The 14,970-nt window shown below is 74.7% G+C and carries 11 protein-coding genes and 1 pseudogene; 3 read left to right on the plus strand and 9 right to left on the minus strand.

What is annotated here, in order from left to right; translation table 11 throughout:
• Nucleotides 1–71: pseudogene (locus IE106_RS28025) on the plus strand (ATP-binding protein); the annotation flags it as partial.
• Between the two features lie 158 nt (nucleotides 72–229).
• Here IE106_RS28025 and IE106_RS28030 read toward each other — a convergent pair.
• From IE106_RS28030 to IE106_RS28040, 3 genes are all read right to left on the minus strand, one after another.
• On the minus strand, nucleotides 230–442 hold the full coding sequence (locus IE106_RS28030) for an acyl-CoA carboxylase epsilon subunit (RefSeq protein WP_189538034.1): 213 nt from the start codon (nucleotides 440–442) through the stop codon (nucleotides 230–232).
• A gap of 12 nt (nucleotides 443–454) precedes the next feature.
• Nucleotides 455–2,038 carry an acyl-CoA carboxylase subunit beta gene (locus IE106_RS28035; protein WP_189538035.1) on the minus strand — a complete coding sequence of 528 codons (1,584 nt, stop codon included), beginning with the start codon at nucleotides 2,036–2,038 and terminating at the stop codon, nucleotides 455–457.
• Nucleotides 2,039–2,181: 143 nt separating this feature from the next.
• Nucleotides 2,182–4,593 carry a polysaccharide lyase 8 family protein gene (locus tag IE106_RS28040; RefSeq protein ID WP_189538036.1) on the minus strand — a complete coding sequence of 804 codons (2,412 nt, stop codon included), beginning with the start codon at nucleotides 4,591–4,593 and terminating at the stop codon, nucleotides 2,182–2,184.
• A gap of 155 nt (nucleotides 4,594–4,748) precedes the next feature.
• Here IE106_RS28040 and IE106_RS28045 point away from each other — a divergent pair, with 155 nt between their 5' ends.
• Nucleotides 4,749–5,357: a YceI family protein gene (locus tag IE106_RS28045; RefSeq protein ID WP_189538037.1), complete on the plus strand. Its 609-nt coding sequence runs from the start codon at nucleotides 4,749–4,751 to the stop codon at nucleotides 5,355–5,357.
• 213 nt (nucleotides 5,358–5,570) lie between these two features.
• Complete coding sequence (locus tag IE106_RS28050) at nucleotides 5,571–6,896, plus strand: acyltransferase family protein (RefSeq protein WP_189538038.1); 1,326 nt, start codon at nucleotides 5,571–5,573, stop codon at nucleotides 6,894–6,896.
• Here the strand turns inward: IE106_RS28050 and IE106_RS28055 are convergent.
• The 6 genes from IE106_RS28055 to ureA form a co-directional block, all read right to left on the minus strand.
• The gene (locus IE106_RS28055) at nucleotides 6,803–8,152 is read right to left on the minus strand and encodes a hypothetical protein (protein WP_189538039.1); all 1,350 of its coding nucleotides are present in this window, start codon (nucleotides 8,150–8,152) and stop codon (nucleotides 6,803–6,805) included. The two genes, IE106_RS28050 and IE106_RS28055, sit on opposite strands and share 94 nt — an antisense overlap.
• A gap of 48 nt (nucleotides 8,153–8,200) precedes the next feature.
• Entirely contained in the window at nucleotides 8,201–9,808 is a 1,608-nt protein-coding gene (gene cimA, locus IE106_RS28060; protein ID WP_189538040.1) for a citramalate synthase, read from the minus strand.
• A 342-nt stretch (nucleotides 9,809–10,150) separates the two neighbouring features.
• Entirely contained in the window at nucleotides 10,151–10,699 is a 549-nt protein-coding gene (locus tag IE106_RS28065) for a TetR/AcrR family transcriptional regulator (RefSeq protein ID WP_189538092.1), read from the minus strand.
• A gap of 600 nt (nucleotides 10,700–11,299) precedes the next feature.
• Nucleotides 11,300–12,346 (minus strand): agmatine deiminase family protein, encoded by a 1,047-nt coding sequence (locus tag IE106_RS28070; protein ID WP_189538041.1) that lies wholly within the window; start codon nucleotides 12,344–12,346, stop codon nucleotides 11,300–11,302.
• Between the two features lie 10 nt (nucleotides 12,347–12,356).
• Nucleotides 12,357–14,039, minus strand: coding sequence for an urease subunit alpha (locus IE106_RS28075; RefSeq protein ID WP_189538042.1), 1,683 nt, complete (start codon nucleotides 14,037–14,039; stop codon nucleotides 12,357–12,359).
• Entirely contained in the window at nucleotides 14,039–14,764 is a 726-nt protein-coding gene (gene ureA / locus IE106_RS28080; RefSeq protein WP_189538043.1) for an urease subunit gamma, read from the minus strand. The genes IE106_RS28075 and ureA overlap by 1 nt, the downstream gene beginning before the upstream one ends.
• Nucleotides 14,765–14,970 lie beyond the last annotated feature (206 nt).

A 14,970-nucleotide genomic window follows, 5' to 3' on the forward strand; every position in this document is an offset into this window, starting at 1 on the left:
GCCACCGCGCGGACGCCAAGAGCGCCCTCATCACCCTCGTCGAACACGCCCTCATGGCGCGACTGCGGTAAGTCCCCGGCGTTCCCGCGCACAGGGCCCGCACACCGGTCGTCGGTGTGGCGGGCCCTCGTCCGTCCCCCGCGGCGGTGCGGCGGCGTCCGGCGGGCACGCGAAGGGCCCCGCACTCGTGGTGAGTGCGGGGCCCTTCGCGCGTACGGGCGGCGGGGTGTCAGCCCTGCCAGGAGTGCGGCGCCCGGAAGCCGGACTGGCGCTCCAGCCGGCGCCAGCCGGCCGTGGAGGGAGTGCGGTGCGCCGGGGCGGCCTCGGCGGGGCGGGCGCTCGCGCGGGCCAGGAGGACGGCGGTGAGGGCGGCGAGCTCCTCGGGTGCGGCGTGGCCCCTCTCGACCCGGAGGAGGGAGGCGTCTGCCGGAAGCGTGGTCACGGGTTCTCCTCGTTACTGCGGCGGGTTGCCGTGCTTGCGGGACGGCAGGTCGGCGTGCTTGGTGCGGAGCATGGCGAGGGACCGGACGAGGACCTCGCGGGTCTCGGCGGGGTCGATGACGTCGTCGACCAGGCCGCGCTCCGCGGCGTAGTACGGGTGCATCAGTTCGGCCTTGTACTCCTTGACCATGCGGGCGCGCATGGCCTCGGGGTCCTCGGCGTCGGCGATCTGCCGGCGGAAGATGACGTTGGCGGCGCCCTCAGCGCCCATGACGGCGATCTCGTTGGTCGGCCAGGCGTAGGTGAGGTCGGCGCCGATGGACTGGGAGTCCATGACGATGTACGCGCCGCCGTACGCCTTGCGCAGGATCAGCGAGATGCGCGGCACGGTGGCGTTGCAGTACGCGTAGAGCAGCTTGGCGCCGTGGCGGATGATGCCGCCGTGCTCCTGGTCGACGCCGGGCAGGAAGCCGGGCACGTCGAGGAACGTGATGATCGGGATGTTGAACGCGTCGCACATCTGCACGAAGCGGGCGGCCTTCTCGGACGCCTCGATGTCCAGGACGCCGGCGAGGGTCTGCGGCTGGTTCGCGACGATGCCGACGACCTGGCCGTCGAGGCGGGCGAGGGCGCAGACGATGTTGCGCGCCCAGCGCTCGTGGATCTCCAGGTAGTCGCCGTCGTCGACGATCTCCTCGATGACCTTGTGCATGTCGTACGGCCGGTTGCCGTCGGCGGGCACGAGGTCGAGCAGGACGTCGCCGCGCCGGTCGGCGGGGTCCTCGCTGGGGTGGACGGGCGGGTTCTCGCGGTTGTTGGAGGGGAGCATCGACAGGAGGTAGCGGACCTCGGCGATGCAGGTCTCCTCGTCGTCGTACGCGAAGTGCGCGACGCCGGAGGTCTCCGCGTGGACGTCGGCGCCGCCGAGGCCGTTCTGCGTGATCTCCTCACCGGTGACGGCCTTGACGACGTCGGGGCCGGTGATGAACATCTGCGAGGTCTCGCGGACCATGAAGACGAAGTCAGTGAGGGCGGGGCTGTAGGCCGCGCCGCCGGCGCAGGGGCCGAGCATCACGGAGATCTGCGGGATGACGCCGGACGCCTTGGTGTTGCGCTGGAAGATGCCGCCGTACCCGGCGAGGGCGGAGACGCCCTCCTGGATGCGGGCGCCGGCGCCGTCGTTCAGCGACACGAGCGGGGCGCCGGCCGCGATGGCCATGTCCATGATCTTGTGGATCTTGGTGGCGTGGGCCTCGCCGAGGGCGCCGCCGAAGATCCGGAAGTCGTGCGCGTAGACGAAGACCGTACGGCCGTCGACCGTGCCCCAGCCGGTGATGACGCCGTCGGTGTAGGGCTTCCTGCCCTCCAGGCCGAAGCCGGTCGCCCGGTGCCGGCGCAGCTGCTCGACCTCCCGGAACGACCCCTCGTCCAGCAGCAGCTCGATGCGCTCACGGGCGGTCAGCTTGCCCTTGGCGTGCTGCGCCTCGGTGGCGCGCTCACTCGGGCCGCGCCGGGCCTCCTCGCGCAGGGCGTGCAGCTCGGCCACCCGCCCGCGGGCGTCGGCGGGCTCTCCCTGGGTTTCGTCCACAACGGTCATGTACCGACCCTACGGAGCCGACCAAGCAAATCCCGCCGTTGACTCCGTACAGTCTCCGGACCGATCTGCTGTGTGCCTTGAACAGAACCGTGTCGGGGCGCAGGCGAAGTACCAGCATTCGGCCCTGTCGTGTTATGGGATCCCTACAAGGCCCCTGCGGCGGTACGGGCCGGGGGGCGGCCGGGCGGGGCCAGGGCCACCTCGCAGCGGTGCGCGGCGCAGGCGGTGCCGGGGGTGATCCGCAGCCGCAGGGCGGGCCCGGTGGAGAGTACCCGGACGGACGGGTCGTGGGCGAGGACCCGGCGGACCGGATGGTGCCAGGTGACCTCCAGGGGGCGGCCGGTGCGGGGCGGTTCGCCGACGTGGAGGACGGCGGCGCGGCCGCGTCGCCGCAGGAGGACGCAGGCCGGGGCGGTGGCGCTGAGGGGGCCGGTGGTGCCGGGCCGCCAGAAGTGGGCGAAGGTGAGGCCCAGGGAGCGGAGGCGGACGGCCTGGTGGGCGGCGGTGTTGTCGAGGACCTCCAGCCAGTGCGGATCGGCGGCGCGGGCGGCGACGGCGCGGCGGGAGGCGCCGGGCATCACCAGATAGGCGTACACCGTGTCGGCGGGGTCGGTGCCGTGGTCGAGCCAGAGGGTCTGGTAGCGGCGGGTGCGGCGCTCGGCGGAGGAGGCGGTGTTGACGTCGCGCCAGGCGCCGGTGCGATCCTCGCGCAGGGTGCGCAGGGGGGCGGGTCCGGCGGGCAGGACCCAGCCGCCGTGCCCTTCGAGGTGGGCCCAGCCGGGGCCGGTGGTGAACCGGGCGTCGCCGGCCTCGCCGAGGTTGCGGTTGTCGACGACGGTCTCCACGGGCACGCCGTCGGCGCAGGTGATGCCGGCGCCGAGGCAGACGACGGCGTCGTCGGCGCAGAACCAGGACTTGCGGGCCTCCAGGGTGGAGCCGAGGCCGCGCAGGTGCTGGCCGATCGCGGCGTACTCGCCGTCCGTCACTCCCCCGACCCAGCGCGCGTCCGGCCGGGGCGCGCCCCATTCGCCGCCCTCCCGGTCGGCGAGGCGCCGGGTGGAGACGGTGGTGCCGGGGAGCCGGTAGGGGTCGACGGTGGGCCAGAACCAGTCGGTGTACTGGCCGTCGCCGGCGGTGCCGGGGCCGGGTCCCCACCAGGAGAGCATGCCGGCGCCGGCGTGCCAGCCGCGCGGGTTCTCGCCGTTGCCGCACTCGTAGTGGGCGATGCGGTCGGAGGCCATGGCGATGCAGGCGGCCCAGGAGGGGCGGCGGTGGACGGCCCGGTCCATGGCGGCGAACAGGGTGTGCCCGGTGGGCTCGGGGGCGGCGGGCACGGGGGACGCGGCGACGGCGTGGAGCCGGGCGAGGTCCGCGACGTCGAACCGCGGGGCGGTCAGGACGGGGCTGATCGTGTCGCGGGCGATCCAGCCCTTGACGAGGGAGTGCCAGCGCTCGCGCAGGGCGGGGGCGGCGCCGTCCGCGAGGAGGGCGATCGCGGCGATGACGCCCTGGCCGTGGTAGTGGTCGCCGCGCAGGACGCCGGGGTCGCCGCGCAGGACGCCGCGGCTGACGGCGCGGCCGCTGACGGCGTCCATCATCAGGCCGTTGCGCAGGAGCGGGGCGTACGCGCGCTCGACGGCGTCGAGGACGGTGCGCCGGGCCGGGTCGGTGACCTCCCAGGGGGAGCCGGCGAGGAGCGCGAAGAGGCGGGCGAGGCCGTCGAGGAGGACCTGGCCGTAGGTGCCGGTGTACGGGACCGCGCCGTGCTGGACGAAGCTGCCGTCCTCGTACAGCCCGTCGCCGCGGGTCACGTACGGGAAGACGGGCGACAGCGCGTCGCGGGCGAGGGCCAGTTTGCCGGGGTGGCGGCCGAGGACGCCGCGCAGGGCGACGGAGCGGCACAGGTCGACGCGGTTGGCGCCGGTGGAGGTGCCGGAGTGGTCGTGGAGGGCGGTGTCCGGGACGAAGTGGTCGACGGCGGCGCACGCGGCGTCGACCTGACGGGGCGCCAGGTGGTCGTGGAGGGCGGCGACCGTGTCGAGGAGGAGGCGGGGGCTGCCGATCCGCCACTCCCACCAGTTGCCGTAGGGGGTGGTGGCGGGGTGGTAGACGCGGGCGGCGAGGTGGTCGAGGCCGGTGCGGACGGCGCCGAGGAGGGCGGGGTCGCCGGTGCGGCCGGTGCCGGGCTGGGCGTACGCCTGGGCCATGGTCCACAGGCGGCGGTACGAGCGGGTGATGCCGGAGGGCGGGTCGAAGGGGTCGCCGGGCCACAGGGAGCCGGCGGCCGGGGCCATGGCGGCCCGGTACCGGGTGGCGAGGGCGCCGGTCGCGGCGAGGCGGGTGGCGTAGGGCTCGGCGGCGGGGTCGTAGCCGGTGCCGAGCTGGAGGGAGAGCCAGCGGAGGCGGAGGGCGTCGTAGGCGGACGGGTCGCCGGCGCCTCCGGGGGCGGGGGCTCCGGGGGCGGGACCGTCGGCGGCGCGGGCCGGGGCCGGGAGGGCGGTGGCCGCGGCGGCTGCGGCGGAGGCGAGGAGGGTGCGGCGGGACCAGGGGGGCACGGCACGGATTGTGGCCGCGGACCGGGCGTGGAGGGGGCGTGCCACGCGGAGGACGGCGGACTTCGCCGAAGTGGTTGAAAATTGAACTTCAGAGGGCTACAGTCGAAGTAGTTCAATCTTCAACGAAGATGCGGATCCCTCCGAAGGAGCACGTCATGGGCCTGTTCAACCGCACGTCCGGCACCCGGACCGCCACCGTCGCCGCCCCGGCCGTCGACCCGTCGCCGGCCGCGCTGACCGGCACGTACACGATCGACGCCGCGCACAGCACGATCGGCTTCACCGCCCGCCACGCCATGGTCACGAACGTCCGCGGCGCCTTCACCGACCACGAGGGCACCCTGGTCCTGGACGGCACGGACCCGTCGGCCTCCTCCGCGGCGCTCGACATCCGGATGGCGTCCATCGACACCGGCAACGCCGACCGCGACGGGCACCTGCGCGGCGCCGACTTCTTCGACGTCGAGCGGTTCCCGCGGATGACCTTCCGCTCCACCACCGCGGAGGCGCTGGGCGGCGCGGACTACCGCCTCACCGGCGACCTGACGATCCGGGGCGTGACCCGGCCGGTCACCATCGACCTGGAGTTCAACGGCGCCGCGAAGGACCCGTTCGGCAACGAGCGCGTCGGCTTCGAGGGCAGGGCCGAGATCCTGCGCTCCGACTGGGGGCTGACCTGGAACGCGGCCCTGGAGACGGGCGGCGTGCTGGTCAGCGACAAGATCAAGCTCACGTTCGAGATCTCCGCGATCCGCACGGCCTGACCCCCGCCCGCGGCCCCCGCCACCCCACAGCGCCCACCCACCGCCGCCCGGCGGCCGGGGTGGGCGCTGGGCGTCGCGCCCCCGGCCCGCGACGTCCCCCGTCCCGTGACGTCCCTCGTACCGTGACGTCCCTCGTACCGTGACGTCCCTCGTACCGTGACGTCCCCCGGCCCCCGTGGCCGGGCCCGCGCCCCCCGCCCCGATAATCGCCGGATGCGACGCACCGCCCGCCCGGGCCCCCGGCCCGCTCCGGACCTCTCCGGCAGGGACCGCCTCCCCTCCCTGACCGGGCTGCGCTTCTGGGCCGCCCTCGCGGTGGTGCTGTACCACCTGTCCCGCCAGGTCGGCGAGGTCCCCTGGATCAGCGAGGCCACGTGGTACGGCCGCAGTGGTGTGACGTTCTTCTTCGTCCTGTCCGGGTTCGTCCTGGCGTGGACGTACGACGGGCGGCGGGTGCCGGCCGCGGTCTTCCTGTGGCGGCGCTTCGCCCGGATCTGGCCGCTGCTCGCGGTGACGACGGCCCTGTCCGCGGCGGCGTACGCCGCGCTGGGCACCGACGTGTCACCCCGGGCCGTCGCCGCGACGCTGCTCCTGGTCAACGCCTGGCTGCCCGACCCCGAACTGCTGCGGGGCGGCAACCCGGCCGCCTGGTCGCTGAGCGACGAGGCGTGGTTCTACCTGCTGTTCCCGCTGCTGGTGGCGCTGCCCTGGACCCGGTCGGCGCGCGGCCGCCTCGGGATCGCGGTCGCCGTGTGCGCGGGCGTGGCGGCGGTGTGGCTCTGCGGGGCGGTGATCGCCGATCCGGTCGTACGGTCGTGGGCGCTCGGGTACTTCCCGGTGACCCGCACCCTCCAGTTCCTCCTCGGCGTCGCGGCCGGGCTCGCGGTGGCGCGCGGTTGGCGGCCGCCGCTCCCGCCGGGGGCGGCCGTCGCGCTGGTCGTCGTGTGGCACCTGGCGCTGATCCCCTGGTCGCGGGCGGTGCCGGACGCGCTCTGGTACAGCCCGTACCAGGCGTCGCAGCTGCTCTCCACGCCGCTGTTCGCCCTGCTGGTCGCCGCCGCCGCGGACGCGGACCTGCGCGGCCGCCGGTCGGGGCTCGGCGGCCGCCGGGCGATCCGCCTGGGCCACTGGTCGTTCGCCTGGTACCTGGTCCACGAGATCGTGATCCGCGTGTGGGTCGGCACCCAGGGCCGCCCGGTCGGCCCGGTGGCGACGATCCGGGTCTGGCTGCTGGTGGCCGCGGTCAGCCTGGCGCTCTCGGCCGCCGCGTACCACTGGGTGGAACACCCCCTGGAGCGCCGCCTGCGCGCGGCGGGCCCGGGCGGGTCCCGCCGGGGCGGCTCGGGGGCGTCCGGCCGGTCCGGGCTCCCCGACGCGCCCGGCCGGCCGCCGCACGCGACCGCCGCGGCGACGGGCGGGTCGCCGCCGACCGCGGTCGGGAGGGGTCAGAACCCGCCGCCGCCGAAGTCGCCGCCTCCCCCGCCGCCGAAGTCACCGCCGCCGCCTCCGAAGTCACCGCCGAAGTCGGAGGGGTGGTAGTCCGCGCCGGAGAAGTCGCCGCCGGCGAAGGAGTCGTAGCCGTCGCCGCCGTACTCGGCCGCGTACGCCGGGGTCGCCAGGGTGGTGCCGAGCATCGTGCCGACCAGGAGGCCGGGCAGGAGCGCGCCGCCGTAGTAACCGCCCGCCCAGGGGCCGTACGCCGGACCCGCCTCCCAGTACGGGCGGGGGCCCCACTCGGTGGCGACCTGGCGGGCCGCCGGGTCCTGGCCCGCCCGGACCCGGGCCTCGTCGGCCGCGCAGACCGGCACGTCGCGCGGGATGCCGCCGTGCGGCGCCCACGGCACGTCCGCCACCGAGGGGCCGTGGCGGGGGTCGAAGAAGCAGGGTGCCCGCCGCTCGGGAAGCGGGCGGCCCTCACGGCGGGCGGCGAGGACGGCCAGCGCGTGGCGGCCGTCCGCGAGGGCCTCGGTCACGTCCCGGACGTCGTGGGGGTGACGGGCCCCGGCCATGAGCTGCTTCGCCTGGTCGTAGGCGTCCAGCGCGCGTTCGTAGTCGGAGCGCATCGCGTCGTCGGCGGCCGGGTCGGCGGGGTGGAAGTCGAGGCGGTCCAGTTCCTCGCCGTACGCGGTGATGTCCTCGTCGACGACGACGCGCAGCCTCTCCAGCGCCTCGCGCTCCTCGGACCGCTTGCGGTTGCGGCCGCGGACGGTCACCAGCGACACGGCCCCCGCCACCACCGCGAGCAGCACGCCGACGGTGATCAGGCCGCCGACCGGCGCGCCGTCACCGGGGACGCCCGCCCAGGAGGACGGTGCCGAGCCGCGCAGCTGCGGCAGGGCCTGGTCGACGAAGGCGTTCAGCTCCGTCGCGGCGTCCACGCCGGGCCGGTGGACCGCCGACACGAGGTTGTCGACCGCCCGCGGGGCGAGGACCGCCCGGTCGGCGCCCGCGTCGAAGGCGTCGCCCAGGCGGACGGCGTACACGCCGGTCACCCCGGTGAGGGTGCGCAGGTCACGCAGGAGGGTCTCCTCCGGGAAGGCCGGCGTGTCCGGCAGGACCGCCACCATCAGCGGCTTGTCCGCGTCGAGGATCCTGCGCTCCAGCGCCCGCGCCTCGGACGCCGACAGCTCGCCGGCCGCCTCGGGGTGCACGTACACGGGACCCTGCCGGAGCGCCTGCGCCGCCTCCCGCACGCCGTCCGGCGCCCGGGCCGCGGCAGCGGGGGCCAGCGCCAGGAGGAACATCAGCACCAGGCCCACCACGGCCGACAGAAGGGAGAGCGGGTTTCTCCTCATATCATCGACGCTACCCCATATGAGGCAATTCACCTCTCCCGAGTGGCGCTACTTCTCCGTCGGCTTCACGCCCGCCTTCAGCAGGCCGTACGTGTACGCGTCGACGAGCGCCTGCCAGGACGCCGCGATCACGTTCTCGCCGACGCCGACCGTCGACCACTCGGCGTCGCCGTCGCTGGTCGTGATCAGGACGCGGGTGGTGGACTCGGTGCCGTGGCGGCCCTCCAGGATGCGGACCTTGTAGTCGACCAGCTCGAACTTGGCCATCTGCGGGTGGATCCGCTCCAGCGCCGCCAGCAGCGCCCGGTCCAGGGCGTTCACCGGGCCGTTGCCCTCCGCCGTGGCGACGATGCGCTCGCCGTCCGCCCACACCTTCACCGTCGCCTCGTTGGCGTGGGTGCCGTCGGGGCGGTCCTCGACGATGGCCCGCCAGGACTCGGTGCGGAAGAAGCGCAGGGGGCGGCCCTCGACCTCCTCGCGGAGGAGGAGCTCGAACGACGCGTCCGCCGCCTCGTACGTGTAGCCGCGCAGCTCCCGGTCCTTGACCCGGTCGACGACGCGGCCGACCAGCTCGCGGTCGTCGCCCAGGTCGATGCCGAGCTCCTTGCCCTTGAGCTCGACCGAGGCGCGGCCGGCCATGTCGGAGACCAGCATGCGCATGGTGTTGCCGACGAGCTCGGGGTCGATGTGCTGGTACAGGTCCGGGTCGACCTTGATCGCGGAGGCGTGGAGGCCCGCCTTGTGGGCGAAGGCGGAGACGCCGACGTACGGCTGGTGGGTGGACGGCGTGAGGTTCACGACCTCCGCGACGGCGTGGGAGATCCGCGTCATCTCCGCCAGGGAGCCGGCGGGCAGGACGCGGCGGTCGTACTTCAGCTCCAGGGCCGCGACCACGGGGAAGAGGTTCGCGTTGCCGACGCGCTCGCCGTAGCCGTTGGCGGTGCACTGGACGTGGGTGGCGCCGCCGTCGACGGCGGCGAGGGTGTTGGCGACGGCGCAGCCGGTGTCGTCCTGGGCGTGGATGCCGAGGCGGGCGCCGGTGTCGGCGAGGACGGTGGCGACGACGTCCCGCACCTGCGGCGGGAGCATGCCGCCGTTGGTGTCGCAGAGGACGACCACGTCGGCGCCCGCCTCGTGGGCGGCGCGGACGACGGCCTTGGCGTACTCGGGGTTGGCGCGGTAGCCGTCGAAGAAGTGCTCGCAGTCGACGAAGACGCGGCGGCCCTGCTCGCGCAGGTGGGCGACGGTGTCGCGGACCATGGCGAGGTTCTCGTCGAGGGTGGTGCGCAGCGCCAGTTCGACGTGGCGGTCGTGGGACTTGGCGACCAGGGTGATCACCGGGGCCCCGGAGTCGAGGAGCGCCTTGACCTGCGGGTCCTCGGCGGCCTGGATGCCGGCGCGGCGGGTGGCGCCGAAGGCGACGAGCTGGGCGTGCCTGAAGTCGATCTCGGCGAGCGCGCGGGCGAAGAACTCCGTGTCGCGCGGGTTGGCGCCGGGCCAGCCGCCCTCGATGAAGCCCACGCCGAAGTCGTCCAGGTGCCGGGCGATGGTCAGCTTGTCGGCGACGGTGAGGTTGATGCCCTCACGCTGGGCGCCGTCGCGCAGTGTCGTGTCGAAGACGTGGAAGCTGTCGTCGACGGGCTGATCCGTGGTCATGGCTGTCCTGCTCCTGTCGAATGTGGCTCCGGTGGGGGTCCCCCGTCCGCGCCGGGCCGTGGGCGGGGCCGGACGGAGGAATGGCCGGCTCCACTTGTCCCCATTCTCGCGCGCTCGCCGCGGGCCCATGGGTGGGGCCCGGAAAACGAAAAGACCCCTCGCGGGTGCGAGAGGTCTGCGCGCGGGTCTGGGACACGGTGTCCGCAGCCGCGACGGGTTTGCTGTCGGGGCTCAGCGGTCACTGCGGACCGGCGCGCCGCTGCCGATAATCATCGGGTTTGCGAGCACGGGGGCAGTTTGCCACAGCCGGGTCGCGCCGCGGGCGCGGATCTCACGATGCGGTCAGGCCGTCCGGAGCAGCGTCTCCCGGAGGTGCTCGCGCACGTGGGCGAGCACCTGGTCGCGGCCGGTGCCCGGTATGCCCACGGCCACGTGGACGCTGAACCCGTCGAGCAGGGCGCGCAGCCGGGCCGCGTACCGGTCGGGGTCGACCCGGCGCAGTTCGCCGCGCGAGATGCCCTCGGCGAGGAGCGCGACGAGGTCGCGGTGCCAGGCGCCCTCGATGGCCGCCTGCCGGTCGCGCGCCTCGGCGTCGGCGTTCTGCGAGCGGTTCCACACCTCCAGCCAGAGCGTCCAGTGCGGGTCGCGGGGCCCGTCGGGGACGTACAGCCCGACGTACGCGGCGAGCCGGTCGGCGACCGGCAGGTCGTGCTTCGACAGCAGGGCGCTGCGCTCCGCGCCGAGGCGGCCCTCGCTCCACTCCAGGGTCCGCAGGAGCAGCTCGTCCTTGGTGCGGAAGTAGTAGAGGAGGTGGCCGCTGCTCATGCCGACCTCCCGGCCGAGCCCGGCCATGGTGAGGCCCTCCAGCCCCCGTTCGGCGATGGTCGCCATGGCGGCGGCGAGCACCTCCTCGCGGGGCGGCGCGGTGTTGCGGCGCCGGGCGGCGCGGGCTTTGACGTCGTTCACCCGTCCGTTGTACCCGATCCCCAGCCGGCCCCGGTCATCCGCTCCCGGAGCGCGGCGACCGCGCCGGGGGCCGGCGGGGGGGCCGGCCAGGGTGGCGGCGTCGGCGCTCAGGACCTCCAGGAAGACGGCGGCCACCTGGTCGGCGGGCAGGACGCCGGAGAGCAGGGCGAGCAGCGCCGGGCCGTCCCCGTCGTCCCAGCCGTCGGCGACCACCTCGCGCAGGGCGACGACCGTGTCGACGGCGGCGGGCGGCAGCCCCGTCCAGCCGCGCAGGACCCGGACCTCCTCGGCCACCTCGTCCATGAACCAGCGCATGACCTGGTGGGGCACGTGGTGGTCGCCCTCCGGCGCGGCGAGGCAGAAGGACGGCTCCCGCCCCGGGTCCTCGTCGGGGATGATCGCGGTGATCAGGCAGCGGGTCTCGCGGTGGTCGAGTTCGATGTGCCAGGCGTCCTCGGACAGCACGTGGACGCGCGTGATCCCGTAGTCGGGGTGCGGGGCGGGGTCGGCCATGGGCGCAGCCTGTCAGCCGCGCCCGCGGTACGGCCGACCGTTTCCCCGGACCTTCGGCTGCTGCTGGGTGATGCAGTGGATGCCGCCGCCGTGCGCGAAGACGGGGCGGGCGTCGACGAGGGTGACCGTGCGGTCGGGGAAGAGGCGGCGGAAGACGCCGGCCGCGAGTTCGTCGCGGGGGTCGTCGAAGGCGCACAGGACGACCCCGCCGTTGCAGAGGTAGTGGTTGACGTACGAGTAGTCGACCCACTCGCCGTCCTCCCGGAGGACGGTGGGCGCCGGGACCTCGACGACCTCCAGGGCGCGCCCCCGGGCGTCGGTCTGGGAGCGCAGCAGGGCGGCGTTCGCCTTGCACGGCTCGTGGTCGGGGTGGGCCGGGTCGGGCTGGGTGTGGACGACGACGACGCCGGGGCGGGCGAAGGCGGCGACGATGTCGACGTGGCCGCGCGTGCCGTACGTGCCGTAGTCGGCGGTCAGCCCGCGGGGCAGCCAGATCGCCTTGGTGGTGCCGAGCCGGGCGTGGATCTCCGCCTCCACCTGGGCGCGGGTCCAGCCGGGGTTGCGCTCGGGGCCGAGCTGGACGGTGTCGGTGAGGAGGACCGTGCCCTCGCCGTCGACGTGGATCGCGCCGCCCTCGTTGACGAGGGGGCTGCTGTGCACGGGCGCTCCGGCGAGGTCCGCGACGTGGCGGGCGATCTTCGCGTCGTGCTCCCAGCGGGCCCAGTCGGCGGCGCCCCAGCCGTTGAACACCCAGTCGACGGCGGCGAGCCGGGTGCCGTCGGTGACGAACGTGGGGCCGATGTCCCGCATCCAGGCGTCGTCCAGGTCCCGCTCCACCAGGTCGACGCCGTCGCCGAGGAGGGCGCGGGCGGAGTCGGTGTCGCCGGGGGCGACGACCATGGTGACCGGTTCGAAGCGGCGTACGGCGCGGGCGACGTCCGCCCACGCCGCGCGGGCCCCGGCCAGCTCCCCCGGGGTGGCGAAGGTGGGGTTGGCGGTGGGCCACGCCATCCAGGTGCGCTCGTGGGGCGTCCACTCGGCGGGCATGCGGAAGGTCATGGGGTGGTCCTCAGAGGAAGTAGAGGCGGTTGAGGGACACGGAGTCGGCGGGCTCCGAGCGGACCGGGTCCCCGTCCAGCGTGACCAGGCCCGTACGGGCGTCCACGGCCACCTCCCCGATGCGGGAGTTGAACCGCAGGTCGCCGGGGCCGATCCCGCGGGTGCCGCGCACGGCGACGCGCCGGCGGCGGGTGGGCATCAGGTCGGCGCCGAGCTGGGCCGCCGCGCCGGAGACGAACGCCACGGAGAGGTCCGCCGCCGTCGCGCCGTGCGCGCCGAACTGCGGTCCCAGCACGAGCGGTTCGCATGTGTCGGTGGCGGCGTTGGGGTCGCCCACGACCCCGTACGCGGGGAAGCCGGCCTTCAGGACGAGCTGCGGCTTCGCGCCGAAGAACTCGGGCCGCCACAGGACGATGTCGGCGAGCTTGCCGGTCTCGATCGAACCGACCTCGTGGGCGAGGCCGTGGGCGATGGCCGGGTTGATGGTGAGCTTGGCGATGTACCGCAGGACGCGGGCGTTGTCGTCGCCGTCCCCGTCACCGTCGAGCGGCCCCAGCTCGGCCTTCATCTTGCCGGCCATGGCGAAGGTCCGGCGCACGGTCTCGCCGGCCCTTCCCATGCCCTGCGCGTCCGACGACGTGATGCCGATCGCGCCGAGGTCGTGCAGGACGTCCTCCGCGCCCATCGTCCCGGCCCTGATGCGGTCGCGGGCCATGGCCGCGTCGCCGGGCAGGTCGGTCTTCAGATCGTGGACGGAGACGATCATCCCGTAGTGCTCGGCGACCGCGTCGCGCCCGAAGGGCAGGGTGGGGTTGGTGGAGGAGCCGATGACGTGGGGGACGCCCGCCATCTTCAGGACGTTGGGGACGTGGCCGCCGCCGCAGCCCTCGATGTGGAAGGCGTGGATCGTCCGGCCCTCCAGGACGGCGAGGGTGTCCTCCACGGACAGGCACTCGTTGAGGCCGTCGCTGTGCAGGGCGACCTGCACGTCGTGCTCCTCGGCGACCCGCAGGGCGGTGTCGAGGGCGCGGGTGTGGGCGCCCATGTCCTCGTGGACCTTGAAACCGGAGGCGCCGCCCTCCGCCAGGGCCTCCACCAGCGGGGCGGCGTCGGACGACGAACCGCGGGCGAGGAAGCCGATGTTGACGGGCCAGGCGTCGAAGGCGTTGAAGGCGTGGCGCAGCGCCCACGGCGAGTTGACGCCGACGCCCCAGACCGGGCCGAACTCCTGGCCGATGATCGTGGTCACCCCGGACGCCAGCGACGCCTCCATGATGCGGGGCGACAGCAGGTGGACGTGGGTGTCGACGGCGCCGGCCGTGGCGATCAGGCCCTCGCCGGAGACGATGGACGTGCCGGTGCCGACGACGACGTCGACCCCGTCGAGGGTGTCGGGGTTGCCCGCCCGGCCGATGGCGTGGACGCGGCCCTCGCGGATGCCGATCGACACCTTGCGGATGCCCTGCACGGCGTCGATGACCAGGACGTTGCTGATGACGAGGTCGCAGGTGTCGCGGACGGCGGCGGCCTTCAGGTGCAGTCCGTCGCGGGCGGTCTTGCCGAAGCCGGCCAGGAACTCGTCGCCGGGCCTCTGGGCGTCGGACTCGACCCGTACGGTCAGCCCGGAGTCGCCCAGGCGGACGCGGTCGCCGGCGCGGGGGCCGTGCACGGAGGCGTACTCGTAGGGGTCCATCAGGCGGTCTCCTCCGCTCCGGTGCCGGTCCGGCGCCCCGGTGCGGGTTCGGCGCCGAGGTAGCCGCAGGCGGCCGCCCTGCGCAGGGCCTCCTCCTTCGCGCCGGGGGCGTCCAGCGGCCCGTCGACCAGGCCGGCGAACCCGATCGCGATGCGGTCGCCGCCGATGGGGACGAGCCCCACCTCGGCCTCGCCGCCCGGGTCGAAGCGCACGGAGGAGCCCGCCGGGACGCACAGCCGCATCCCGTACGCCGCCGCGCGGTCGAAGTCCAGGCGGGGGTTGGCCTCGAAGAAGTGGAAGTGCGAGGTCACGCTGACCGGCACGGCCGCGGTGTTCCGCACGGTCAGCGTCGTCCGCGCGGCGGGCTCGTCGTAGCCGGGGCCCGGCAGCAGCGCGCCGGGGGCGTCGGGGCCCGCGGAGGGGCCGCCGATCGGGTCGGTGACGACGGCCAGGCGGGAGCCGTCGTCGAAGACCGCCTCCACGTGGACCTCGGTGACCACGTCGGCGACGCCCGGCAGCACGTCGTCCGGGCCGAGGACTGCGCGGGCGGCCGCGACGGCCTCCGCGAGGCGCAGGCCGTCGCGGGCGGCCTCGCAGACGGTGTCGGCGACGAGGGCCGTGGCTTCGGGGACGTTGAGCCGCAGTCCGCGGGCGCGGCGGGCCCGGGCGAGTTCGGCGGCCCCGAAGAGCAGCAGCCGGTCGCGTTCCGTGGGGGTCAGGCGCACGTCCCTCGCTCCTCCTGGCGTGTACGACGGAATTTAGAGCATTACTCTAAAGGTGGTTCCCCGGAAAGGGAACCACTGCCCTGAGGTATCTCACACCTCACATGGAGCGACACTCTAAACCGATGCGACGACTCGGCGCGGAACGCGGGGGTGAGTCCCAAGGCGAGTGGGTCCCAAGTCGGGTGAGTCCCAAGTCGGGTGGGGCC

It is taken from the genome of Streptomyces roseolilacinus (assembly GCF_014649335.1).
Classification (GTDB): Bacteria; Actinomycetota; Actinomycetes; order Streptomycetales; family Streptomycetaceae; genus Streptomyces; species Streptomyces roseolilacinus.

What these genes read in the sequence shown, in the direction of transcription:
- IE106_RS28035 (WP_189538035.1), bottom strand. Translation starts at nt 2,038, where the DNA reads ATGACCGTTGTGGACGAAACCCAGGGAGAGCCCGCCGACGCCCGCGGG.
- IE106_RS28045 (WP_189538037.1), top strand. Translation starts at nt 4,749, where the DNA reads ATGGGCCTGTTCAACCGCACGTCCGGCACCCGGACCGCCACCGTCGCC.
- IE106_RS28050 (WP_189538038.1), top strand. Translation starts at nt 5,571, where the DNA reads ATGCGACGCACCGCCCGCCCGGGCCCCCGGCCCGCTCCGGACCTCTCC.
- IE106_RS28055 (WP_189538039.1), bottom strand. Translation starts at nt 8,152, where the DNA reads ATGAGGAGAAACCCGCTCTCCCTTCTGTCGGCCGTGGTGGGCCTGGTG.
- cimA (WP_189538040.1), bottom strand. Translation starts at nt 9,808, where the DNA reads ATGACCACGGATCAGCCCGTCGACGACAGCTTCCACGTCTTCGACACG.
- IE106_RS28065 (WP_189538092.1), bottom strand. Translation starts at nt 10,699, where the DNA reads ATGGCGACCATCGCCGAACGGGGGCTGGAGGGCCTCACCATGGCCGGG.
- IE106_RS28070 (WP_189538041.1), bottom strand. Translation starts at nt 12,346, where the DNA reads ATGACCTTCCGCATGCCCGCCGAGTGGACGCCCCACGAGCGCACCTGG.
- IE106_RS28075 (WP_189538042.1), bottom strand. Translation starts at nt 14,039, where the DNA reads ATGGACCCCTACGAGTACGCCTCCGTGCACGGCCCCCGCGCCGGCGAC.